Origin of the sequence: Glycomyces sp. NPDC049804 (assembly GCF_040674615.1) — a bacterium.
In the GTDB taxonomy this organism is placed as follows: Bacteria; Actinomycetota; Actinomycetes; order Mycobacteriales; family Micromonosporaceae; genus Glycomyces; species Glycomyces niveus.
Map to the genome: position 1 here is coordinate 67,798 of NZ_JBFAMQ010000010.1, position 22,898 is coordinate 90,695.

Annotated in this window: 16 protein-coding genes; 8 read left to right on the plus strand and 8 right to left on the minus strand. The window is 72.3% G+C overall.

All coding sequences use genetic code 11. The features are described 5' to 3' along the window. The first annotated feature begins 4 nt into the window (after positions 1–4). Genes AB0K52_RS16990 through rfbC form a run of 3 tightly spaced genes read left to right on the plus strand, consistent with a single transcriptional unit; the run spans position 5 to position 4,576 of the window. Positions 5–2,074, plus strand: a complete 2,070-nt coding sequence (locus AB0K52_RS16990; protein ID WP_363532754.1) for a glycosyltransferase family A protein — start codon at positions 5–7, stop codon at positions 2,072–2,074. After that, positions 1,956–3,956 carry a glycosyltransferase family 2 protein gene (locus AB0K52_RS16995; RefSeq protein ID WP_363533005.1) on the plus strand — a complete coding sequence of 667 codons (2,001 nt, stop codon included), beginning with the start codon at positions 1,956–1,958 and terminating at the stop codon, positions 3,954–3,956. Before AB0K52_RS16990 ends, AB0K52_RS16995 begins: the two co-directional genes overlap by 119 nt. A 26-nt stretch (positions 3,957–3,982) precedes the next feature. Beyond that, positions 3,983–4,576, plus strand: a complete 594-nt coding sequence (gene rfbC / locus AB0K52_RS17000) for a dTDP-4-dehydrorhamnose 3,5-epimerase (RefSeq protein ID WP_208496967.1) — start codon at positions 3,983–3,985, stop codon at positions 4,574–4,576. Positions 4,577–4,782: 206 nt separating this feature from the next. Here the strand turns inward: rfbC and AB0K52_RS17005 are convergent, their stop codons facing one another. The 6 genes from AB0K52_RS17005 to AB0K52_RS17030 all read right to left on the minus strand — a co-directional run bounded on the left by AB0K52_RS17005 (position 4,783) and on the right by AB0K52_RS17030 (position 14,704). Further along, on the minus strand, positions 4,783–6,414 hold the full coding sequence (locus tag AB0K52_RS17005; protein ID WP_363532757.1) for a glycosyltransferase: 1,632 nt from the start codon (positions 6,412–6,414) through the stop codon (positions 4,783–4,785). 76 nt (positions 6,415–6,490) lie between these two features. Continuing rightward, positions 6,491–8,083 (minus strand): glycosyltransferase family A protein, encoded by a 1,593-nt coding sequence (locus tag AB0K52_RS17010; RefSeq protein WP_363532760.1) that lies wholly within the window; start codon positions 8,081–8,083, stop codon positions 6,491–6,493. A 183-nt stretch (positions 8,084–8,266) separates the two neighbouring features. Further along, positions 8,267–9,910, minus strand: coding sequence for a CDP-glycerol glycerophosphotransferase family protein (locus AB0K52_RS17015; RefSeq protein WP_363532763.1), 1,644 nt, complete (start codon positions 9,908–9,910; stop codon positions 8,267–8,269). A 7-nt stretch (positions 9,911–9,917) separates the two neighbouring features. Then, positions 9,918–12,011 carry a hypothetical protein gene (locus tag AB0K52_RS17020; RefSeq protein WP_363532766.1) on the minus strand — a complete coding sequence of 698 codons (2,094 nt, stop codon included), beginning with the start codon at positions 12,009–12,011 and terminating at the stop codon, positions 9,918–9,920. Between the two features lie 74 nt (positions 12,012–12,085). After that, a complete protein-coding gene (locus AB0K52_RS17025; RefSeq protein WP_363532769.1) occupies positions 12,086–13,567 on the minus strand; it encodes a bifunctional cytidylyltransferase/SDR family oxidoreductase in 1,482 nt (493 codons plus the stop codon). Between the two features lie 327 nt (positions 13,568–13,894). Then, positions 13,895–14,704 carry a hypothetical protein gene (locus AB0K52_RS17030; protein ID WP_363532772.1) on the minus strand — a complete coding sequence of 270 codons (810 nt, stop codon included), beginning with the start codon at positions 14,702–14,704 and terminating at the stop codon, positions 13,895–13,897. Positions 14,705–14,782: 78 nt separating this feature from the next. Here AB0K52_RS17030 and AB0K52_RS17035 point away from each other — a divergent pair, with 78 nt between their 5' ends. The 5 genes from AB0K52_RS17035 to AB0K52_RS17055 all read left to right on the plus strand — a co-directional run bounded on the left by AB0K52_RS17035 (position 14,783) and on the right by AB0K52_RS17055 (position 20,778). After that, positions 14,783–15,583 carry a sugar phosphate isomerase/epimerase gene (locus AB0K52_RS17035; RefSeq protein WP_363532775.1) on the plus strand — a complete coding sequence of 267 codons (801 nt, stop codon included), beginning with the start codon at positions 14,783–14,785 and terminating at the stop codon, positions 15,581–15,583. Positions 15,584–15,793: 210 nt separating this feature from the next. Beyond that, entirely contained in the window at positions 15,794–16,894 is a 1,101-nt protein-coding gene (locus AB0K52_RS17040) for a DegT/DnrJ/EryC1/StrS family aminotransferase (protein ID WP_363532778.1), read from the plus strand. Continuing rightward, a complete protein-coding gene (locus tag AB0K52_RS17045; protein ID WP_363532781.1) occupies positions 16,891–17,901 on the plus strand; it encodes a Gfo/Idh/MocA family oxidoreductase in 1,011 nt (336 codons plus the stop codon). The genes AB0K52_RS17040 and AB0K52_RS17045 overlap by 4 nt, the downstream gene beginning before the upstream one ends. Before the next feature lie 25 nt (positions 17,902–17,926). Next, positions 17,927–19,210, plus strand: a complete 1,284-nt coding sequence (locus AB0K52_RS17050; protein WP_363532783.1) for a nucleotide sugar dehydrogenase — start codon at positions 17,927–17,929, stop codon at positions 19,208–19,210. Further along, complete coding sequence (locus AB0K52_RS17055; RefSeq protein WP_363532790.1) at positions 19,207–20,778, plus strand: glycosyltransferase family 4 protein; 1,572 nt, start codon at positions 19,207–19,209, stop codon at positions 20,776–20,778. Before AB0K52_RS17050 ends, AB0K52_RS17055 begins: the two co-directional genes overlap by 4 nt. Before the next feature lie 212 nt (positions 20,779–20,990). Here AB0K52_RS17055 and wecB read toward each other — a convergent pair whose 3' ends face one another. Continuing rightward, the gene (wecB, locus tag AB0K52_RS17060; RefSeq protein ID WP_363532793.1) at positions 20,991–22,070 is read right to left on the minus strand and encodes a UDP-N-acetylglucosamine 2-epimerase (non-hydrolyzing); all 1,080 of its coding nucleotides are present in this window, start codon (positions 22,068–22,070) and stop codon (positions 20,991–20,993) included. After that, positions 22,067–22,669, minus strand: a complete 603-nt coding sequence (locus AB0K52_RS17065; RefSeq protein WP_363532795.1) for an acyltransferase — start codon at positions 22,667–22,669, stop codon at positions 22,067–22,069. Before AB0K52_RS17065 ends, wecB begins: the two co-directional genes overlap by 4 nt. Between the last annotated feature and the right edge of the window lie 229 nt (positions 22,670–22,898).

The window sequence follows — 22,898 nt, forward strand, 5'->3', positions numbered from 1 at the left end:
GCTCTTGGCGATCAAGGTCAGCGTCGTCGTGGCCGTGCGCAACATCGGGGGTGACATCGGCCGGAACGTCAAGTCGATGCTGGCCCAGACGATGCCCGGCAGCGATGTCGAGGTGCTGTACGTCGACGACGGGTCGACCGACGATTCGCCGGAGCGGCTCGAGAAGGCCGCCGCGGGGCACGCGCAGCTGCAGGTGATCCGATCCGAGCACGCGGGTTCGTACGCGGGGCCGAGGAACCTGGGGCTCGAGCGGGCGCGCGGCGAGTTCGTGCTGTTCGTCGACGACGACGACTTCCTGGAGCCGGACGCGCTGCGGCGGCTGTACGAGTTCGCCGTCGAGCACGAGGCGGACATCGTGCAGCCCAAGCTCGTCGCGGGGTTCCCTGAGGCGGCGCACCCGGTGTACCGGCGGACGGCGGGCCGGTGCGGGCTGGGGGACTCGGATCTGGCGTGGGCGCTGACGGACCACAAGCTGTTCCGGCGGTCGTTCCTGGCCGAGCGCGGGCTGCGGTTCGACGAGTCCAAGCGGGTCTTGGAGGACGCGGTCTTCGCCGCCGAGGCGTACTGCGCGACGGCGCGGATCGCGGTGTACGCGGACTACCCGGTGTACCAGTGGCGCAGCCGGCACCATGCGGTGCGCGGCGCGGGCGGCCTGCACGAGGTCGAGTCCTGGTTCGCGCATGTGGCGGCGCTGACGGACGTGTTCGCGTCGAAGCTGGAGGCCGGTCCCGCGCGGGACCGGGCGCTGGGGCGCGTGTACGAGTCCGAGGTGCACGGGCAGTTGTCGCGGCGGATCGACTGGGTCGACGCGGGGCAGGGGTTCGACGCGTGGTTCGAGGCGGCGCGCAAGACGGTCGCCGCCCACATGCCGTCCACCGTGGGCGGCAGCCTGGGCGTGTTCGGGCGGGTCGCGAGCGTGCTCTTGGAGCGCGGGGACCGCGACCGGCTCGCCGAGTGGTACCGGCTGGCGCGGGCGGTGCGGGTCGACGCGCACCTGGAGCGGGCCGAGTGGTCCGCCGACGGCGGCTTGGAGCTCGGTGCGACCGCGCGGCTCGTGTGGGCCGACGGGTCGCCGATCCGCTTCGAGCGGGTCGAGGGGCGCGTGTGCCTCGACCGGTCGCTCGCGGACCGGTTCGCGCTCGAGGCGGACCTCCTCGATGTCACGGACGAGTTCGAGGCGTACACCGGCGCGCTGTCGGTGTCGCATCGCGAGGAGGGCCTGCGCTGGCCGTGCCCGGCCGTGTTCGAGCGGACGCTCGCCGCGGACGCCGAGGGCCTGGTCACGGTGGCGTTCAAGGTGTCCGGTGGGATCCGGACCGAGGCCGACGGCGCGCGGGAGCGGCTGTCGCGCGGCCTGTGGGACGCGCATCTGGAACTGTCCGGCTTCGGGCTCGCCCGCGACCTGCGGCTCGGCGCCGACCGCGAGGCGGGCATCGATCTGCGTCCGGCGGTGCTGGGCGCGCCCGCGCGCGGCGTGCTCCCGTTCTTCACCGCGGTGAAGGGCGAGCTGACGATCGACGTCGGCAAGAAGGCCCGCGCCCTGGGCGACCACCTGTCGGGCCGCGCGGTCGCGCGGGACGGCGACCGGGCGCTGCTGCTGGACGCGGCGACGTCGCCGTCGACCGCGCCGGTCGGCGCGAAACTGCTCGTCGAGGACGGCGCGGGGGACTGGTACGAGGTGCCGGCGTCCGTGCGCCCCTTCGAGGGCCGCTGGCGGCTGGAGCTGCCCGGCCCCGTGGCCGGCCTCGCGCCGGGGGACGGGCGGCTGTTCGCGCGCCTCGACCCGGGCGGTGTGCCGCCCCTGCCGCTCGGCGCCGTCCGTATCGGATCGGATGGCGCCCTCGCCCTGCCTGCGGGGCCCGACAACCTGTTAGCGCTCGGCGCCCGCGCGCGGCGCCGCAGCCACCCATGCCATGCCAACGGAAGGACTCGAACCGATGACGGTGAAGGTCAGCGTGATCATCCCGGTCTACAACCCGGGCAAGTACATCGAACCGGCCATCGACTCGCTGCTGCGCCAGACGCTGCCGGCGTCGGAGTTCGAGGTGCTGTTCGTGAACGACGGCTCCAGTGACGACACGCCGGCGATGCTCGACAAGCTCGCCGCCGAGCACGCGCACTTCAGGGCCATCCACATCCCGAACTCGGGATGGCCGGGCAAGCCGCGGAACGTCGGCGTCGACGAGGCGCGCGGCGAGTACGTGCAGTTCCTGGACCAGGACGACTACCTCGCGTCGGACGCGCTGCGCCGCCTGTACGAGATGGGCCACCGCAACGGCTCGGACATCGTCATCGGCAAGGTCGCCTCGAACTTCCGGGGCGTGCCGCACGGGGTGTTCAAGGCCGACCGCGACAAGGTCGACATCACGAACTTCCCGCTGTACGACAGCCTCACCCCGCACAAGATGTTCCGCACGGCGTTCCTGCGCGAGAACAAGATCGCCTACCCCGAGGGCAAGCGGCGCCTCGAGGACCAGCTGTACATGATGGAGACGTACTTCCCCGCGAAGGTCGTCTCGATCCTGGGCTCGTACACCTGCTACTACTACTCGAAGCGCGACGACGGCAAGAACGCCGGCTCGGCGAAGCTGGTGCCCTCGGGCTACTACAAGAACCTCCGCGAGGTCCTGGACGTGGTCGTGGCGAACACCGAGCCCGGCGAGTTCCGCGACAAGCTGCTGCGCCGCTTCTACCGGGTGGAGATGCTGGGCCGGATCTCGGAGCCGGCGATCCTGCGCTACGAGGACGACTACCGCGACGAGATGATCGACGAGATCCAGGCCCTGGAGCGGGACTTCGTCACCGAGGGCGTCCACGACGGGCTCGGGGCCATCCAGCGGATGCGCTCGAGCCTGCTGCGCTCGAACGACCGCGAGGGCCTCATCCGCATCGCGCGGTTCTCCGCCTCGGTGAAGGCGACCGCGCGCCTGGAGGACGCCGAGTGGACCGGGAACGGGCGCATGCGCGTCGCGCTGAGCGCGCAGCTCGTGCACGGCGAGGAGCAGGTCCCGTTCGAGTTCCAGGAGAAGGACGGCCGCTACTTCCTCTCGCCCGACCTCACCCGGGAGCTGCTGGGCTCGGACGAGCCGGTGGACGTGACCGGCGAGCTCGACGGGTTCGCCGCCGAGCTGTCGCTGCGCAACCGCGAGAGCGCCGTCGAGTGGCCGTGCCCGGCGACGTTCGCCGCCGAGCTCGAGGACGCCGCCGACGGCCGCAAGCGCGTGGTCCTGCGCGGCACCGGCTACCTGCCGACCGAGGCGGTCAAGGGCCGCGGCCGGATCGGCAAGGGCATGTGGGACGTGTGGGCGCCCGTGCGCGGCCTCGGCGTCGTCAAGAAGGCCCGCATCGGCGCCGACCGCGACACCGCCCTGGACGTGAAATGCTTCCCGGCGCTGCTCGGCTCGCCCGCGCGCCGCGTCATCCCCTACTTCACCGACCCGTACGGGAACCTCACGCTCGACGTCTCCCGCGGCGCCCGCGACCTCTCGCAGGTCATGGAGGGCAAGCCGCTGCACCTGGCGGCGGAGCACCCGGCGGAGCTGCGGCTGGAGATCTACACGTCGGCGCGCACCGCGCCCCGCGACACCGTCGTCGAGCTCGCGAACGCCGAAGGCGCGCACCGGGTCAAGGCGTCCCTCGTGCCCGCGCTCGACCGCGCGCACCTGCGCCTGCCCGGGAAGGTCCGCGGCGTGCCCGCCGGCGAGTACGACCTGACCGCGCTGCTCACCAACCCCGAGAAGCCCGGGGTGCGGCTGTGCGGGGCGACCGTGGACGGCTCGGGCCGCCTCGCGGTGACCGGCGTCGACCTGCTCGACCCGGCGACGCTCGCCGAGATCGCCGCGAAGCGCCGCAAGGACCTGTTCAAGCGGGCCGTGCGCAGCGTCGGCGTCCCGATCGCGCGCAAGCTGCCCGCCTCCGCGCGCAAGCGCCTGCGCGGCCTCGCCGCCCGGCTGTAACCCACCGAACCGGAAAGTGACTCCACATGCGACAGCTTGACATCCCCGGCGCCTGGGTCTTCGAACCCAAGGTCTTCGGCGACAGCCGCGGCTCCTTCCACGAGTGGTTCAAGGCGCCCGCCTTCGCCGAGGCGGTCGGCCACAAGCTCGACCTGGTCCAGGCCAACTGCTCGGTCTCCAGCAAGGGGACGCTGCGCGGCATCCACTTCGCGGACGTCCCGCCGAGCCAGGCCAAGTACGTCAAGTGCGTGCGCGGCGCGATCCTCGACCTCATCGTGGACATCCGGGTCGGCTCGCCGACCTTCGGGCAGTGGGAGCTGGTGCGCCTGGACGACCAGGACCACCACTCGGTGTACCTGTCCGAGGGGCTCGGGCACGGCTTCATGGCGCTCACCGACGACGCCACCGTGGTCTACCTGTGCTCGGAAGGGTATGCGCCCGAACGCGAGCACGGCGTCAACCCGCTCGACCCCGCGATCGGGATCGAATGGCCGTCCGGGTTCGAGCCGCTGCTGTCCGACAAGGACGCCGCCGCCCCGACCTTGGCCGAAGCCGAGGCCCAGGGACTGCTCCCGACGTGGGACGCCTGCCAGGCGTACTACGCCGAGCTGAACGCGTAGCGGCCCGCCGCGGGGGGCTCCGGCCTCCCGCGGCGGCGTCCGTCTAGCGCCGGTCCGGTGCATCAGGGGGCGGCGGTATCCGAATCCGTCGGTTCGCTCGCGAGGCGGAAGGCCCTCCCGGTACCGGGGTGGTGTCGGGAGGGCCTACAACGTGGCGAGCGGGCGAACGGGCCGGATGGCGACCGGTCTGACGCACCGGACCGGCCCTAGATCGGCCGGGCGACCCGCACGGCCTGCACGCCGCTCGGCTGCTGCCGCGGCTTCGCGAGCCGGGCCTTCACGCGGCCCAGGCCCGCCCGGCGCGCCGCCGACTTCACGATGCGCCGCGCGGTGAACCGCGCCTCCACGTTCACCTGCAGCTGGTTCGCGCCCTTGGCGTAGTCCAACACGAGGCGGCGCCCGCCCGCCACGGCCGCGGGGCGCGGCCGGGTCTTGCCCTGCAGGCCGCCGCCGAGGCGACCGCCGAACGGGGCCCGCCGCTCGGTCTCGCCGACGGTGACCACGACCTCGAACCGCCACGCGCCCTTGCCGTGCGCGAGGAGCGCGGCCCGGTCGAACTCGGCCGTGAAATGCCCGTCCTCATGCGCCACGTCGACCGCGACGACCTCGCCGGTCGCCGAGTGGACCGCCTCGAGCCGCACCCCGATGAGGTCGGACGGGATCGGCGCGATGCGGCCGGTGCCCTCGATGCGCAGCGCCTCGGGCGTGAACCGGACGCCCTTGAACCAGTGGCGGACCTCCAGCGACTCGCTCAGGTCGAGCCACGGGCCCGGCTCGGGCGCGACGGCGTCCTCGTAGCCGCGCAGCGTCGCGTACACGCGGTCGCCGCGCCCGGCGAACACCAGGTCGGCGGGCTCGCGCAGCAGCCGCATCAGGTCGTCGAGCCGGTCTTCGATGATGAGCTCGTAGTACACGCGCCGCACCACGGGCAGGTTCGCGCCCGCGCCCGGCGTGTACCGGCGCAGCACCAGGTCGCGCAGCGCCTCGAACCGCAGCCGCCGCGACTCGTCCGTGGGGTCCTTGAGCAGGCGGCGGATCTCGTTGAGCCCCTCGACCTCCCAGTGGCGGCGCATCAGGTAGTCCTGCTTCGGCCCCGCCGGCACCAGGTCGCCGACGAGGTCGACGAGCAGTTGCAGGTGCGTGCCCTCGGACTGCTGGAAGTGCTCGGGGGCCTTCATGCCGCCGCTGGTGAGGTTGCCGCCGTCCTCGCGCAGCACCACGTAGTAGCAGTCGTAGTCGCCCACCACGGAGATGTTGCGCGCGTGGTAGTACGCCTGGATCGTGAACAGCAGGTCCTCGATGAACCGCCGGTCCGTGGGGAACCGCAGCCCGTGCTCCTCCAGCATGGACCGGCGGAACAGCTTCAGGCACGGCAGGTTCCAGTACACGCGCGTCGAGTACAGGTCCGCGCTCGGCATGTCCCGCTCGAACATGGAGCGTGCCACGCCCCGGCCGTTCACGCTCACGAGCTTGCCGAGCACGACGTCCGACTCGTTCTCCTCGGCCATCTCGACCATGCGCTCGAGCGCCTCGACCCCGAGGTAGTCGTCCGCGTCGAGGAAGAACACGTACTTCCCGCGCGCCAGCTCGATGCCCCGGTTGCGCGGCACGCTCGGCGTCCCGCTCGCCTCCTGGTGCACGACCCGCACGCAGTCGGGCTCGGAGGCGGCGAACTTGTCCAGGGCCTCCCCGCTGCCGTCGGTCGAGCCGTCGTCCACCGCGATGACCTCGAGGCGGTCCTTGCCGATGGACTGGCCCAGCAGCGACTCGATGCCCTTGAGCAGGTACGGCATCGCATTGTGCACGGGAATGACGACTGAGACGATGGGTGTGGCCATGTGGGCTTCCTGGCTCCGTACTTTCCTCGTTGGGGGGTGGCGGGGGCGGCTATCGATGATAACCGGAATTGCCTGATCAGACCTGGTGGGGCGACTCGCCAGTGGCGCGCAGCCGCCGCGCGATGCCGCGCAGCACCGGGACCGCCCGGTCGCCGCAGCGCAGCTGCAGCGCACCGTCCGGACCGAACCCCAGCTCCGCCCGCACGCGCCCGAACCGGCCACGCCAGCGCGGCATGAGGTGGACGCGCAGGCGCCGGTAGCGGCGCATGGGGCCGCCGAGCCGGACCCCGTACGGGACGGTGGTCTCGTAGCCGCCGACGGCGACGTTGAGGCGCACCTCCCAGACGCCGTCGGCGTCGTCGAGCGGGCCGATCGCGTCGCAGAGGTCGAATTCGGCGGTGAACTTGCCGTCCTCGTGGGGGGCGGGGACGCGGTGGGTCTCGCCCGTGCCGGTGTGGGCGAGTTCCAGGTGGAGGGTGAGGCGGTCGGAGGGGACGCCGTCGAGGCGTCCGGTGCCGCGCAGGTGGAGGCGGGTGCCGCGGGCGGCGGCGTCGTCGAGCCATTGCATGACGGGGACGCCGTCGGTGACCTCGACCCAGGGGCCGGTGGTGGTGTCGCCTTTGGCGAGGGCGTCGGGGCCGCGGCCGGGGAGGGCGGCCCAGAGGCGGCCGGCGGCGCCGGTGAGGTCCATGTCGTCCTTGCGGCGGCGGGCTTCGAGGACGTCGTCGAGGCCGGCGGTGAGGATGAGGTGGTAGGCGAGGCGCAGGTCAGGGTGGAGTCTGGCGGCGGTGCCGGGGGTGTACCAGCGTTCGAGGAGGTCGCGGAGTTTCTCGAAGTGGCGCTGCTGCTCCTCGGGTGTGCGCAGGCGCAGGAGGCGGGCGAGTTCGTTGGCGCCCTCGACCTCCCAGTGGCGTTTCATGAGGTGGTCGCGGCCGGGTCCGGCGGGGACGGTGGCGCCGACGAGGTCGGCCATGAGTTCGAGGGTGGTCTGCCAGTTGAATTCGCGGTGCGCGGGGAGTCTCATGCCGCCGCTGGTGAGGTTGCCGCCGTCGTCGCGCTGCACGATGTGGTAGCAGTCGTGGCTCGCGACGACCGAGATGTTGCGGGCGTGGAAGTAGGCGAGGAAGGTGAACACCTGGTCCTCGCCGGTGCGCCGGTCGACGGGGAAGCGGACGTGGTGGTCTTCGAGGAGGCTGCGGCAGAAGAGCTTCCAGGGGCCGAGCGTCCAGTACACGCGGGAGGTGTAGAGGTCGGCGCGGGGCTGGTCGTGGTGGAACATCGAGCGCGGCGCGCCGCGGCCGCCGTGGCCCACGACTTTGCCGAGGACGACGTCGGACTGGTGCTCCTCGGCCATGGCGACCATGTGTTCGAGGCCGCGGTCGGCGAGGTAGTCGTCGGCGTCGAGGAAGAACACGTATTCGCCGCGGGCGAGGTCGATGCCGCGGTTGCGGGGGGCGCTCGGGGTGCCGCTGGCTTCCTGGTGGTGCACTTGGACGAGGCCGGGGTGCTCGGCTGCGAAGGCGTCGAGGGCCTCGCCGCTGCCGTCGGTGGAGCCGTCGTCGATGGCGATGAGCTCGAGGTTACGCACCCCGATGGTCTGGCTGGTGACGGAGGACAGTCCCTTGTGCAGGTATGGCATGGCGTTGTGCACCGGCATGATCACTGACACGACTGGCGGTCTCACGACTCTCCCGTACGGTTGCTCGCGGCCTGCGGGATCGCGGGGCCTAAGGAGCATACGCGCGAGCACCCCCGGAAGGTTGCATTTCTTCCGGGTGACTTGGAGTTCGGCCTGGTCCGGGGGTCGCCGGCTGCCTAATGAAGACGGTCTATATGCGGTGGTGGCCGCGCGCTAGCCGCGGTAGGCGCGGCGGGCTTCGGCGATGAAGTGCTCGACGGCGGCGTCGCCGGTGGTCGCGCCGAGGAAGTACTCGCGGGTCTCCTTGCGCTGGGGGGCCTTCGAATCGGTGTGGAGGAGTTCGTCGAAGACGGCGGCGAGGTTGGCGGCGTCGCGGTCGATGCGGTAGGCGCCCTTGGCGATCCAGGCCTCGTCGGGGAAGCGTTCGCCGAGTCCGGCCATGTCGGTCACGGCGAAGGGCCGGTCGGAGGCGATCCAGTCGGTGGCGACGCCGGAGACGTCGCAGACGGCGATGTCGGCGGCGTTGACGCAGTCGACGAGGCTGGGGCCGGTGGCCTGGGTGCCCCACAGGTGGGCGCGGCCGGTGCGTTCGGCGTCGTCGGCGAGGAGGCGTTCGATCTCGTCGAGGCGGCGGGCGGCGGCGAGGTTGAACCGCGTGTAGGGGTGGGCGCGCATGATGACGGCGAGGTCGCGGCGCAGGGCCTCTTCGACGATCCGCTTGCCGATGGCGAGGGAGGAGTAGTCGAATTCGCTGGTGAGCCCGGTCCAGGTGGGGGCGTAGAGGAGGACGGGGCGCGGGCCGGAGGCGGTGCGGGGGCCGGTGGCGACGGCGGCGAGCTGGGGGCGGCCGACCTTGCGGAAGTCGAGGTCGAGGCCGTGGGCGCGGTAGCGGTCGACGGCGGCCTGCCCGGCGACGAACACGGCGTCGTAGATCGCGGTGACCTTGTTGAAGCTCGAGGCCTTGTCGGACTCGCCGTGGAACAGCTGCAGGTGCTTGAGGTGCCCGAACCGCACGAGGTGCGTGTTGAGCGCGGAGCCGTTGACGTAGAACGCGGCCTTGACGCCGGGCACGAGGAGCCGTTCGAGCTCGGACATGGAGGGGGCGACGATGATCGGCGCCTCGGTGCGGGCGCGCAGCTCCTCGAGGTGGACCTTCTCGCGGGCGACGATGGCGTACGGGTCGCCGAGCCGGTCGAGGTAGGGCAGCCACATGTCGAGCTGGTAGACCGATCCGGGCGGGCCGGAGAAGTGGACGATGAACGCCGGCTCGAGCGCTTCGAGGGCCGCGATGACGGCTCCGTCCCCGGCGTGCGCGGAGCGGCGGCGGTGCAGCAGGGCCCCGGCCGCGCCCGCGGCGGCGGTGCCGGCGGTGGCGAGCGCGGCGGCCGCCGCGATCCACAGCGGCCCGGCCGACCCGGTGATGATCGACCCGGCGGCCGCGAGCGCGAGCACGCCGCCGCCGGCGCTGATCGCCTCGCCGGTGACGCGCGGCGTGAACCAGGCCCGGTCGCGCTGGACGGCGAGGTTCGCGGTGGTCATGTGCCCGGTGGCGACGGCGACGGCGAGCAGCGGTTCGAAGCCGACGACGACGAGGAGCGCGCCCGCGGCGATCGCGGCCGGAACCGCGCCCTGCTGCGCCGCGAGCACGCCGAGGGCCGCGATGGCGACGCCGCGCGCGAACCGGTCCCGGTCGGGGCCGAGCTCGGGGTGCGCCCGCCACGCGAGGACGAGGGCGGCGGTCGCGCACGCCCATGCGGCCCAGGCGGTCCAGTCCCACGGGAGGAGCGCGGCCGCGAGCGCGGCGGCGGCGAGGCCGGTGGTCGCGGTGCGGGACAGGAGCTTGCGGAGCAGGTTCACGGCCGTCCTAGTCGATGCTGGTCTCGGCCGGGGCCGGGTCGGGCGCGATGATCTCGGTGGCCGGGGCGGTGGCGGTCTCGGCGTCGTGGCTCACCGGCTCCTCGTCGGCCGGGGTGTCGCCGTCCTGGGCGCGGTTGCGCTGCTCGGCGCGGCGGGCGAGGTCGCGGGAGGCGGCGTTGAACCGCTCCTGCGAGGAGGGCTCCGCAGGGCCGAGGAGGTAGGTCTTGAGCTCGGTCCGCTCGGCCTTGAGCGGGTCGCGCTCGGGGTCGCGGACGGCGGCGAGGAGCTCGTCGAGGCCTTCGGCCTTCGGGTCGAGGATGTAGGCGGCGCGGACGGCGGTGTTGGCGGCCTTGAAGGCCTTCTCGCCGACGCCGGCGGAGTCGACCACGGCGTAGGGCTTGCCGCTGGCGATGAAGTCGGAGACGACGCTGGAGATGTCGGAGACGAGCGCGTCGGCCTCGTTGAAGCAGTCGAAGACGTTCGGCTGGGAGCCGGTGACGACGAGGTGCCGGTTCGCGGGCTGGGCGGCCCAGTACGCGGTGTTCCAGGCGCGGGCGGCGTCGCGTTCGGCGGCGACGTGCTCAGGAGAGGCGACGGCGTCGCGCGACGCGGCCGCATCCGTCCATTTGAGACCGGCGGCGTCGGTGTCGACCTGGCCCGGCGGCGGCGGGACCTCGGCGGTCGGGACGGCCCCGGAAGCCAGGTTCGCGGCCTCGATGAGGGCCTTGATGCGCAGGTCGGCGGCGCGGGCCTTGGCCGAGCGGGTGCCGGTGAACGGGTGCGGCTTGTAGACGACGCGCACGGGCGGGTCGGCCTCGAGCAGCGCCTTGACGATGATCTCGCCCTGGACGATCACGGAAGTCGTGCCCGGCTCGTCGGTCCAGTTCTCCCAGGTCGGGGCGTACAGCACCGTGGGGAGGTCGCGGCCCGGCGGCTCGGTCGCGATCACGTCGAGCTGAGGGCGGCCCACTTCGACGACGTCCTCGTCGCGGACGCCGACGTCGGCGAGGGCCCAGCGGTCGCGCCCGGCCTTCCCGGCCGTCCACAGCTCGTCGTAGGCCTTGCCGAACGGGTTGATGGAGGCGACCTTGTCGCTGTCGCCGTGCCCGATGAAGGCGTGCTTCATGGTCGGGACCCGCAGCAGGTGCAGGTTCTTGCCCACGTGCGCGGGGTAGAGCGCGACGCGCACCGTGGAGAAGTCCATGTTCATGAGGTCCACGGCGCTGGGCACGACGAGGACCGGGACGGTGGTGCGCGCGAGGTCGGGCATGGAGTGCATCTCGCGCAGGATCACCAGGGGCCGTTCGCCTTCCATGCGCTCGAGCGTCTCGAGCCACATGTTGACCTGGTAGGTCGCGTCCCTCGTGCCGGAGAACGAGAGCGCGACCGTGGGCCGGTAGCCCTCGGTGAGCCACTGGTTCAGCCACTTCATGGCCCGGCCCGGGCTCGGCACCTGGTGGTACGGGCCCGCCCAGACGCTGAGCACCGCGAGGTAGCCGAGGGCGAGCGCGAACGTGACGGCCGCGCCGAGGTACCCGGGCGTGTTCGTGAGGGTGAACGAGGAGACGACGAGGCCGATGACGAGCGGCACGTCGGTGTGCAGGACCTTCTCGCCCGCGCGGTTCTCCAGCCACGGCGGCGGCGCGTCGGAGATCTTCAGGGTCGACAGGTCGATGTTGCGGGCCGCGAACGGCAGCGACCGGGTCTTGCGGACCATCGCGGTGAGGCCGCCGTGGAGGACCTGGACGGCGACGAGCGCCACGAACGCGAGCGTGGCGAGCAGGACCGCCCGGTAGCTCAGGCCGTGCGACCCGGCGAGGCGGCTGACCAGCAGGATGACGAGGAGTTCGCGGACGAGGAACCGGTTCGAGATGCCGAAGCGCAGCTGCCGCAGCCGGACGATGAGGTCCTGGTAGCGGCTGTGGAGCACGATGTCGGTGGCGTAGCTGACGACGAGCGCGGCGGCGAACGCGGCCGGGGAGGGCACGAGCGCGGCGATGAGCATCGCCGGGTACGTGAGCAGCATGAGGACGGTGAGTCCGAGCCCGGCTCGCCCGGCCTCCTGGACCGCGGGGCTGTTCCACAGTGCGCGCATTGACATGGGCTGGTCGGTTCCTGTCTGGCTGGAGGTCGCTGCGGCCCGGCGCTTGGCCGCGCCGGGCCGCAGCGGTCGGGCTATTCGATGCCGGTGTCGAGGACCCGGGCGATGGCCTGCTCGAAGCCGCCGGTCGTCGGGTCGTCCTTGCGCACGTCGATCACGGCGCCGTTGAGCGCCGAGAGCAGCACGTCGAGCGAGGTGCGGGCCACGGTCTCGGAGGCCAGCAGCGTGTCCGGGTTCTCCGAGCCGAACGCCTTGGTGCGCATCGGGGTCGCGGTGCGCTCGGGGTTGACGCAGTTGACCTGCACGCCGTCGTCGCTCCACTCCTCGGCGAGGGCCTGGGTGAGGTTCACCATGGCGGCCTTCGTGGACGAGTAGAGGCTGTAGTCGCGGCGCCCCCGCGTGTAGCTCGAGGAGGTGTACAGCAGCAGCTGGCCCTGGGTGGCGGCCAGGTACGGGTAGGCGGCGCGGGCGATCTGCACGGGCGCGAGGTAGTTGACCTTGAACGTCTGGTCGATGTCCTCCTGCGAGGTCTCGTTCAGCCGTCCGATCTGGAGGATGCCGGCGGTGTTGACGACGTAGTCGACGCGGCCGGTCTCGCCGTGCGCGGTCTTCAGGGCCGCCTCGACCTCGGCGGGGTCCTCGACGTGGGTGCCGGTGGTCGAGCGGCCGAAGCGGAACACGTCCGCGCCGTAGGACTCGGCGAGGTCGGCGAGGTCGGCGCCGATGCCGTACGAGCCGCCGAAGACCACGAGGGTCTTCCCCGTCAGCCGCTCCCGGTACGAGGCGTCGTCCGGGGACGGCACCGCGGTCGAGGCGAGCTGGAACAGCTTGTCGGCGATGTACAGGTCGACCGGCTGGGTGACCTTCATGTTCCACTCGTCGCCGGCGACGACGTGGATCGGGACGCTCGGCAGGTACTTGAGGACCACGGAGCAGTCGTCGGTGGCCTCGAACTGCGGGTCCTTGTCGGCGGCCTGGTAGGCGGCGCGGATGGTCGCGAGGGTGAACGCCTGCGGGGTCTGGCCGCGGCGCAGGCGCGCCCGCTCGGGCACGTCGGTGATGAACTCGCCGTCGTCGCCGTGCGTGCGGGTGACGATCACGGTGTCGGAGGACGGGATGGCGACGTCGACCGCGTCGTAGCGGTCGAGCGCGGCGACGGTCTCGGCGATGACCCGGCGCGAGATGAGCGGGCGGACCGCGTCGTGGAAGACGAGGCGGTGGCGCTCGTCGGCGTCGGGGCGGGCCTCGACGTGCGCGATGGCGGCCTTGGTCGAGTCGGAGCGGGTGGAGCCGCCGGGGATGACGTCGGCGACCTTCTGCAGCCCGGCCTTGGCGATCATGGCCTTGACCTCGTCGATGTACCCCTCGGCCATGAGCACGAGGATGTCGTCGACCTCGGCGGCCGCCTCGAACGCCTCGAGAGTGTGCAGGATCACGGGCTTGCCGGCGATCTTGATGAGCTGCTTGGGGATGCTCAGCCCGACCCGCTGGCCGGTGCCGCCCGCCAGGATCACCGCGGTGGTCCCCGGGCGCCGGCTGTCTCCGTGACTCGACAAGTCAAGTCCTCCTCTGGTGTGCGGCCCGGCCGGACTGGAGCGGCCGGAGGCCTCGTACGGTTGCTCGGTGGGGCGGCGAGTCGCCGCCTGGGACGGCCCGCGGGTGCGGTCGGGCCGGTGCGTCGCGAGATCAGGGGCGGCCGGGAGGCGCCGGAAACCGACGGCCCCGGGTCGCGGTGGATTTTAGCATCGCGACGATGTCCGTTTTCCCGGATGTTGCCGTGAATTTACTCGCTCGCACGGTTGTCCGACACGCACCGGCCTTCGATGCGAGAACAGGCTCACAACCGGCCGCCGCGCCGGGCGCGCGGGACCTCACGCGGCGTCTCAGAGGCGGACGGGCATCCCCAGCGCCGTCGCGGCCTTGACCGTCGCCGGATGCGGCGCGACCAGGCCCAGCTTCGCGCGCGCGTCGCACAGGTCCGCGAGCTTCTCGTACGCCGCCGGGCCGAGCAGCTCGGTCAGCTCCACCGCATAAGAGAGGTATACGGGCTCCGCCGCCGTGTGCGCGGTCGGCGAGGCGGTGCACCACCAGTCGAAGTCGTGCCCGCCCGGGCCCCACGAGGCCCGGTCGAACTCGGTGATGAGCGTGACCGACACGTCCGTGCCGTCCGCCCGGTGCTCGGTCTTGAAGTCCCGCTTCACCGGCAGCTGCCAGCACACCTCGGGCTTGTACGCCATCGGGTGGACGCCGTCGCGCATCGCCTGCTGGTGCAGCGCGCACCCCGCGCCCGCCGGGAAGCCCTCGCGGTTGTGGAAGACGCACGCGCCGTCGACGACCGCGGTCTTCTTCGCCGGCTCCTCCTCGCCGTCCTCGTTCTCGAGGGTGTCGTCGACGATCGTGTCCTTCCAGCGCCGGTGCAGCTGCCATGTCTCCGGCGTCAGCTTCTTCACGATCTGCCGCGTGCGCTTGATGTCGTCCTCGTCGGTGTAGAACGCCCCGTGCAGGCAGCAGCCGTCGGCGGGCTGGTCCGCCTCGATGCCGGGGCAGCCGCCCTCGCTCGGATGCTTCCCGAACACGCACCCCCAGCGCGACAGCAGCCAGGTGAGATCGGCCCGGACCATCGTCTCGGGGTCGTCGGGATCGAGGAACTCCACCCATTCGCGGTCGAAGTCCTGCGCCACCTCGTCGGTCATCCCACCAAGGTACCCGCCCGGACTCGTCTCGAACGGGACGCGCGACCGCGATCGGGCATACGGCGTACCCTGGACTTCGTGACCCAGTCCGTCCCGGTTCTGCTGTCGACCACCTCCGTCTACCCGGAGCCCACCGCCGTGGGCTTCGAGCTCGCCGCCGAGCTCGGCTACGACGGGGTCGAGCTGATGGTCTTCACCGACCGGGTCTCCCAGGACCCGGCGGCCGCGGCCAGCCTCGCCAAGCACTACGGCGTCAAGATCGGCGCCGTCCACGCCCCCTGCCTCCTCGTCACCCAGCGGGTGTGGAGCGCCGACCCGTGGACGCGGCTGCGCCGCTCCGTGCAGGCCGCCGAGTACCTCGACTCGCCCGTCGTCGTGATCCACCCGCCGTTCTCCTGGCAGAAGGACTACGCCGCGAAGTTCTCCACCGTCCTCGACGGGCTGCGCGCCCGCTACCCGCACGTGACCATCGCGGTCGAGAACATGTTCCCGCTCAAGCTCGGCAAGCGCAAGCTCGTGCCCTACCGGCCCCACTGGGACCCCACCCGGCACGGCTACGACTCCTACACCCTCGACCTCTCCCACTGCGCCGCCTCCGGCGCCGACGCGATCGCCATGGCCGAGCGGATGGGCAAGGGCCTGCGCCACATCCACCTCTGCGACGGCACCGAACCGGGCGCCGACCAGCACCTCGTCCCCGGGCGCGGCACGCAGCCGTGCGCCGAACTGCTCGGCTCCCTCGGCGCCTCCGACTGGGACGGCTCCATCACCGTCGAAGTGAGCACCCGCAAGAGCGGCAACCGCACGCGGCGCGCCGAAGACCTCTACGAGTCGGTGAAGTTCGCCCGCGACGCCCTCAACGCCGACAAGCGGCCCTGAGCGACCCGTCTGCCGCACCGCGCCAAGGCCTCCCGCCGCGTGACACGCGGTGCCGAACCTTGCCGTTGAACATCCTTCATGGACCGTCGCCACCGCCGCGACATTCACGTGCCACGGGTTTTTCTGGTGGCGTTCCCCCCGATGTAACCCTCGCCTGGCAAAGATAACGGAGCGAAAGACGCCGTCGTCGACAGGAAGAGGCGCGATCCGATGCCAAGTGAACTCGGGGTCATCCCCCCGGCCCGGCCCCACATCGGCGAAGCCGAGATCGAAGCGGCCGTCGCGGTGCTCCGCAGCGGGATGGTCGTCCAGGGACCGGAGGTCGCCGCGTTCGAAGCGGGCTTCACCGCCGTCGCCGGCACCGCCCACTGCGTCGCGGTCAACTCCGGCACCTCCGCGCTCCAGCTCGCGCTCCTCGCCATGGGCATCGGCCCCGGCGACGAGGTCATCGTCCCCTCCTTCTCCTTCGCCGCCAGCGCGAACGCCGTCCGCCTCGTCGGCGCCGAGCCCGTGTTCGCCGACATCGACCCGGCGAGCTTCAACCTCGACCCGGCCGCGGTCGAAGCGCTCGTCGGCCCCGCGACCGCCGCGATCATGCCGGTCCACCTGTACGGCAACCCCGCCGACATGACGGCGCTGACCGCCATCGCGCGGCGGCACTCGCTCGCGGTCATCGAGGACGCCTGCCAGGCCCACGGCGCGGCCGTCGACGGGAAGCCGGTCGGCGCCTTCGGGACGACCGGCACGTTCAGCTTCTATCCGACGAAGAACATGCACGCCCTCGAAGGCGGCATGGTCTCCACGGACGACGCCGCGCTCGCGCGCACGCTGCGGCTGCTGCGCAACCAGGGCATGGAGACGCGCTACCAGAACGAGATCGTGGGCGCGAACATGCGCATGACCGACGTGGCCGCCGCGATCGGCCGGGTCCAGCTGGGGCAGCTGGAGGGCTGGACCGAGACGCGGCGGGGCAACGCGGCGCGGCTCGACGCGGCCCTCAAGGGGCTCACCGCGGTCGTCGCCCCGCCGGTCGCCGACGGCGCGCGGCACGTCTACCACCAGTACACGGTGCGCATCCCCGAAGGCCGCGACCGCGCGCAGGCGCTCTTGTCGGAGGCGGGCGTGGGGTCGGCGGTGTACTACCCGACGCCGATCCACCGGCTCGCGCCGTACGCGCACCTGAGCGCGGACCTGCCGGAGACGGACCGGGCCGCGGCGGAGGTGCTGTCGGTGCCGATCCACCCGTCGCTGACGGACCTCGACCTCGAGCGGATCGCCGCGGCGCTGACCGGACTGGAGGGGCGGCTGTGAGCACGCTGCGAGCGGGCCTGATCGGCCTGGGGGCCATGGGCCGCAACCACGCCCGCGTCCTGGGCGGCCTCGACGGGGTCGACCTGGTGGGCATCGCCGACCCGGTCGCGGACGGCTCCGCCGTGCCGTCGGGGGCGAAGCTGGTGGCCACCGTGGAGGAGCTGATCGCGCTCGGCCTGGACTACGCGGTCGTGGCGTGCCCGACGGCGTACCACGAGCCGGTGGGCCTGGCGCTGGCCGAGGCGGGCGTGCACGCGCTCGTCGAGAAGCCGCTGGCGCACACGACGGAGGCGGCGCGCCGCCTCGCGGAGGCGTTCGAGTCGCGGGGCCTCGTGGGCGGGGTCGGGCACATCGAGCGGTGCAACCCGGCGATCATGTCGCTGCGCGAGCGGCTCGAGGCGGGCGAGCTGGGGGAGATCCTGCAGGTCGTCACCCGCCGCCAGGGGCCGTTCCCGCACCGCATCGCGGATGTGGGGGTCGTGAAGGACCTGGCGACGCACGACATCGACCTCACCTCGTGGGTGACGGGCCAGTCGTACCGGTCGATCGCGGCGAGCACGGTGTCGCGGTCGGGGCGCGAGCACGAGGACCTGGTGTCGGCGATCGGGCGCCTGTCGGGCGGGGCGATCGCGAACCACTCGGTGAACTGGTTGAGCCCGTTCAAGGAGCGCACGGCGGTCGTCACGGGCGACAAGGGCTGCTTCATCGCCGACACGCTCACCGCGGACCTGACGTTCTACGCCAACGGCGTGGTCGACACTGAGTGGGAGGCCCTGCGGGCGTTCCGCGGCGTGTCCGAAGGGGACATGGTGCGGTACGCGATCCGCAAGCGCGAGCCGCTGCTGGTCGAGCACGAGCACTTCCGGGACGCGGTGCTGGGCCTGGAGTCCGACATCGTGGGGCTGCGGCAGGGGCTGGCGACCGTGGAGGTCTCCGAGCAGATGCTGCTGTCGGCCGAGACCGGTTCGACGGTGGCGCTGGCCGACGCCGCGCCCGCCGGCATTTGACATCGCTATCGAGAGAATGGATCACATGAACATCTGCGTGGTCGCCCTGGGCAAGATCGGGCTGCCGCTTGCGGTCCAGTTCGCGTCCAAGGGCCACAAGGTCGTCGGGGCCGACGTGAACCCGGCCGTGGTGGAGGCGGTGAACGCCGGGCGCGAGCCGTTCCCGGGCGAGCACCGCCTGGAGGAGCTCCTGGCGGCGGCGGTCGCGGACGGGACGCTGCGGGCCACCACCGACACGACGGCGGCCGTGGCCGAGTCGGAGGCGGTCGTGATCGTCGTGCCGCTGTTCGTGGACGCGGACGGCACGCCCGACTTCGGGTGGATGGACGCGGCGACGAAGGCCGTGGCGGCGGGCCTGCGCCCGGGGACGCTGGTGTCGTACGAGACGACGCTGCCGGTGGGGACCACGCGGGGGCGCTGGGCGCCGATGCTGGAGGCCGGTTCGGGCCTGCGCGCGGGGGTGGACTTCCCGCTGGTGTTCAGTCCCGAGCGGGTGCTGACGGGCCGCGTGTTCGCGGACCTGCGCCGGTACCCGAAGCTCGTGGGCGGCGTGGACGAGTCGTCGGCGAAGGCCGGGGTGGCGTTCTACGAGTCGGTGCTCGACTTCGACGAGCGCGAGGACCTGCCGCGGGCGAACGGCGTGTGGGACCTCGGTTCGGCCGAGGCCTCGGAGATGGCGAAGCTCGCCGAGACGACGTACCGGGACGTGAACATCGGCCTGGCGAACCAGTTCGCGCGTTTCGCGGACAAGCAGGGGCTCGATGTCATGAAGGTCATCGAGGCGTGCAATTCGCAGCCGTACAGCCACATCCACCGGCCGGGCATCGCGGTCGGCGGGCACTGCATCCCGATCTACCCGCAGATGTACCTGTGGAACGACCCTGAGGCGACGGTGGTGCGCGCGGCCCGCGAGGCGAACGCGGCCATGCCGTCCTATGCGGTCGACGTGCTCGCCGCCGCTTACGGCGACCTGGCGGGCGCGAGCGTGCTCGTGCTCGGCGCGGCCTACCGGGGCGCGGTGAAGGAGACGGCGTTCTCGGGCGTGTTCCCGTTGGTGGCGTCGCTGCGCGCCAAGGGCGCCGTGCCGTTCGTGTCCGACCCGATGTACTCGGTGGAGGAGCTCGAGCGCGAGGGCCTGCCCGCGCACCGCGGCGAGGCGGTCACGGCCGTCGTCGTCCAGGCCGACCACGCCGAGTACCGTGGATTGTCCTCTGAGGACTTCCCGGAGGCGCGGGTGCTGCTCGACGGGCGGCGCGTCACCGACCCCGAGCGCTGGCAGGGCGTCCGGCACCTGGTGCTCGGCGCATGAGCGGCGCCGCCGGGACGCGCAACACCGGGCCGCTGGGCCCCCGGCCGGAGGGCGCGCCCGGGCGCGTCGTCATGGTCGTCGCCAACCAGATCGACGGCGACTCGCGGGTGCAGAAGTCCGCGCAGTCCATGGCCGAGCACGGCTGGGAGGTCCACCTCGTCGGCCTCACCACCACCAAGCACCAGCACTACCGCCAGGGCGACGTCGAGTACCACAAGATCCAGGTGCCGAAGATGAACGCCCCCAAGAGCCTGCGCAACCGGCTCTCGCGGCTGCGGTACCCGCTCGCGTACCCGAGTTCGCTGCGCGCCAACCACCGCCAGACCCGCATCAAGGTCGAGCGGATCGAGCTCGAGGCGAGCCGCGACGAGGCCGGGCGCGGCGGCCGCGACGGCCTGCTGCGCGTCCCGCGCCCGGCCCGGCGGCTCGGCCGCAAGGTGCAGCGGTTCTGGATCGGCCGCCGCATCGACCAGACCCGCGCCCGCGCCCGGTCCCTCGAGGACGACGACCGGTTCCTCGACCGGCTCTCGCGCCGCTGGTGGGTCATGCTCCTCGGCGACCGCGTCTGGCGCAAGCTCGACTTCGACGCGATCCGCATCGAGGCGGCCCTGCGCCCCGAGATCATGCGGCTCGAACCGGACCTCGTGCACGCCCACGACATGATCCCGGTGGGCCTGTGCGCCCGCGCGGTGCTCGCCATGCGCCGCAAGGGGAGCGACGTGAAGTTCCTCTACGACGCCCACGAGTTCGTGCCCGGCTGCGACTCGCTCCCGGCGAACCGCCTCGAGGGGATGACCCGGTACGAGCGCCGCTACATGCCCTACGCCGACGCGGTCGTCACCGTCTCGGGGCCGCTCGCCGAACTGCTGCAGGAGCGCCACGGGCTCCCTCGGCTGCCCACGGTGGTCCTCAACGCGCCGCTCGCCGCCGACGCCTCCCGGCCCGACCCCGGGAACGTGCGCGCCACGTGCGGGCTCGACGCCGAGACGCCGCTCGCCGTCTACTCCGGCTGGGTCGCACCGGAACGCAAGATCGAGACGATCATCGAGGCCGCCCGGCTCATCCCCGAGCTGCACGTCGCGTTCCTGACGAGCCGGCCGAACGACCCGTACTTCAAGTCGCTCGTCGCGCTCGGCGAGGAGTACGGCATCGACGACCGCCTCCACTGGCTCGACTACGTCGCGTACGCCGACCTGCCGCGCTACCTGTCGACCGCGGACATGGGCATCCACCCGATGGAGACCGGCCCGATCAACCACGAGATCGCGCTGCCCAACAAGTTCTTCGAGTACAGCCACGCGAGACTGCCGCTCGTCGTCTCCGACGTGAAGACCATGGCCGCCGAGGTCCGCCGCCTCGGCAACGGCGAGGTCTTCACCTCCGGCGACCTCGGCAGCCTCGTCGCCGCCATCGAGAAGGTCCTGGTCGACCCCGACGCCTACCGGGTCTCCTACCAGGACGAGGCGCTCATGGCCGAGTACACGTGGGAGCGCCAGGCCGTCCACTACCAGCGCCTCTACGAGGAACTGCTGGGCATGACGCCGACCCCGCTCGCCGAACGCGCCTAGGGCCGGTCCGGTGCGTCAGCCGGTCGCCATCCGGCCCGTTCGCCCGCTCGCCGCGTCGTCGGCCCTCCCGATACCACCCCGGTACCGGGAGGGCCTTCCGCCTTGCGGGCGAACCGACGGACTCGGATACCGCCGCTCCCTGGTGCACACGACAGGACCGCGAACGCGAGGAGGCCCCGCCGGTGACGGCGGGGCCTCCTTCGTACTGCGGCTCAGCGCAAGTGCGCTTCCAGCGCGGCGACGACCGCGGCGCCGGCGTGCCCGTCCCCGTACGGCTCACCGCGCCGCTCGCTCGGGGCCGCCCGCACCGCGAGGGCGTGCCACTCCGCGACCGGCAGGCGGTCGGGCCGCGGCACGAGCGCGTTCCAGCCGTCCTCCAAGGTCTCGACCCACTCGGTCTCCGTGCGCAGCGTCGTGCACGGGCGCCCCAGCAGGTACGCCTCCTTCTGCAGGCCGCCGGAGTCGGTGAGCACCCCCGCGGAGGCCAGCACGGCCGCCACGAGCTCCCGGTACGGCAGCGGCTTCGCCGCCGCCAGCGAGCCCTGCGTGAGCTTGAGCCCGAACTGGTCCGCCTTCGCGCGCAGCCGCGGGTGCGCCAGCAGCGCCACCGGCACCGGCAGGCCCGCCATCGACTCCAGCAGGGCCGCGAGGAGCTCCGGGTCGTCGGTGTTCTCGGCCCGGTGCAGCGTCGCCACCAGGAACGGCTCGTCCGGGTCGACCCCGAGCTCGGGCCGCAGCCCCGCGGCGAGCACCGCGTCGCGCGTGCGGTGGCACACGTCGACCATGACGTCGCCGACGTTCACGGCCCGCGCCGCGAGCCCCTCGGCCGCGAGGTGCCGCACGGCCTCCTCGGTCGGTGCGAGCAGCAGGTCCGCGCAGTGGTCGGTGAGGACCCGGTTGTGCTCCTCGGGCATGCGCCGGTTGAACGAGCGCAGCCCCGCCTCCAGGTGCGCCACCGGCAGGTGCTGCTTGACCGCCGAGAGCGCCCCCGCGATCGTCGAGTTGGTGTCGCCGTAGACGAGGACCCAGTCGGGGCGCTCGCCGTCCAGGACCGGGTCGATCGCGGCGAGCATCGCGCCGGTCTGCGCGCCGTGCCCGCCCGAGCCGATCCCCAGGTGGTAGTCGGGCGCGGGGATGCCGAACTCGGCGAAGAACACGTCCGACAGCTCCGGGTCGTAATGCTGCCCGGTGTGCACGACGACATGCTCGTGGTCCGTGCCCGCGAACGCCTGCGCGACCGCGCCGAGCTTCACCAGCTGGGGCCTCGCCCCGACGATGCTGACGACCTTCACGACTCCTCCTCGCCCTCGGACAGCGCGCCGCCCGACTCCCGGTACACCGCACCGGTCTCGGGGCAGCGCCAGCGGCCCTGCCCGTCCTCCTCGAGCCGCGCGCCCGCGCGGCCCACCCAGCCCGCCTGCCGGGCCGGGACGCCCATGACGAGCGCGAAATCGGGCACGTCCTTCGTGACGACGGCCCCGGCGGCGACCATCGCCCAGCGGCCGACCCGCACCGGCGCCACGCACACCGCGCGGGCCCCGATCGACGCGCCCTCGGCGACGTCGACGCCGACCGGCTTCCAGTCGGCCGCGCGCTTGGGCGTGCCGTCGGGGGCGACCGCGCGCGGCTGGTGGTCGTTCGTGAACACCGCGGCGGGGCCCACGAAGACGCCGTCGGCGAGTGTCGCAGGCTCGTAGACCAGGGCGAGGTTCTGTATCTTGACGTTGTCGCCGATGCGCACGCCGGCGCCGATGTAGGCGCCGCGGCCGACGACGCAGTCCCTGCCGAGGCTCGCGCCCTCGCGGATCTGCGCCAGCTCCCAGACCGCGGAGCCGTCGCCGACGCTCGCCGTCGGGTCGACTTGCGCGGATTCCTGAATCCTGTAAGGCATTTGCTGCTTTCGATAGAGAAATGGCGCGGCCGAGGGCGCGCGCCCGCTGGGCGAATTATACGGATCGCCGATTCGGATCCGACCCAATCGAATGTGAGAGAACGTCATTCGGACGCCACTTGCATAGGCGGCCAACTGCGGGAAAACGAAAGGTGAATCAAGTGGTTTCGTATCATCTGGTGTGCAACGCGGCCGGATCGAATCCGGCCGGAACCCTCGGAGGAACATG

What these genes read in the sequence shown, in the direction of transcription:
- AB0K52_RS17055 (WP_363532790.1), top strand. Translation starts at nt 19,207, where the DNA reads ATGAGCGGCGCCGCCGGGACGCGCAACACCGGGCCGCTGGGCCCCCGG.
- AB0K52_RS17065 (WP_363532795.1), bottom strand. Translation starts at nt 22,669, where the DNA reads ATGCCTTACAGGATTCAGGAATCCGCGCAAGTCGACCCGACGGCGAGC.
- AB0K52_RS17020 (WP_363532766.1), bottom strand. Translation starts at nt 12,011, where the DNA reads ATGTCAATGCGCGCACTGTGGAACAGCCCCGCGGTCCAGGAGGCCGGG.
- AB0K52_RS17005 (WP_363532757.1), bottom strand. Translation starts at nt 6,414, where the DNA reads ATGGCCACACCCATCGTCTCAGTCGTCATTCCCGTGCACAATGCGATG.
- AB0K52_RS17040 (WP_363532778.1), top strand. Translation starts at nt 15,794, where the DNA reads ATGCCAAGTGAACTCGGGGTCATCCCCCCGGCCCGGCCCCACATCGGC.
- AB0K52_RS17030 (WP_363532772.1), bottom strand. Translation starts at nt 14,704, where the DNA reads ATGACCGACGAGGTGGCGCAGGACTTCGACCGCGAATGGGTGGAGTTC.
- AB0K52_RS17050 (WP_363532783.1), top strand. Translation starts at nt 17,927, where the DNA reads ATGAACATCTGCGTGGTCGCCCTGGGCAAGATCGGGCTGCCGCTTGCG.
- rfbC (WP_208496967.1), top strand. Translation starts at nt 3,983, where the DNA reads ATGCGACAGCTTGACATCCCCGGCGCCTGGGTCTTCGAACCCAAGGTC.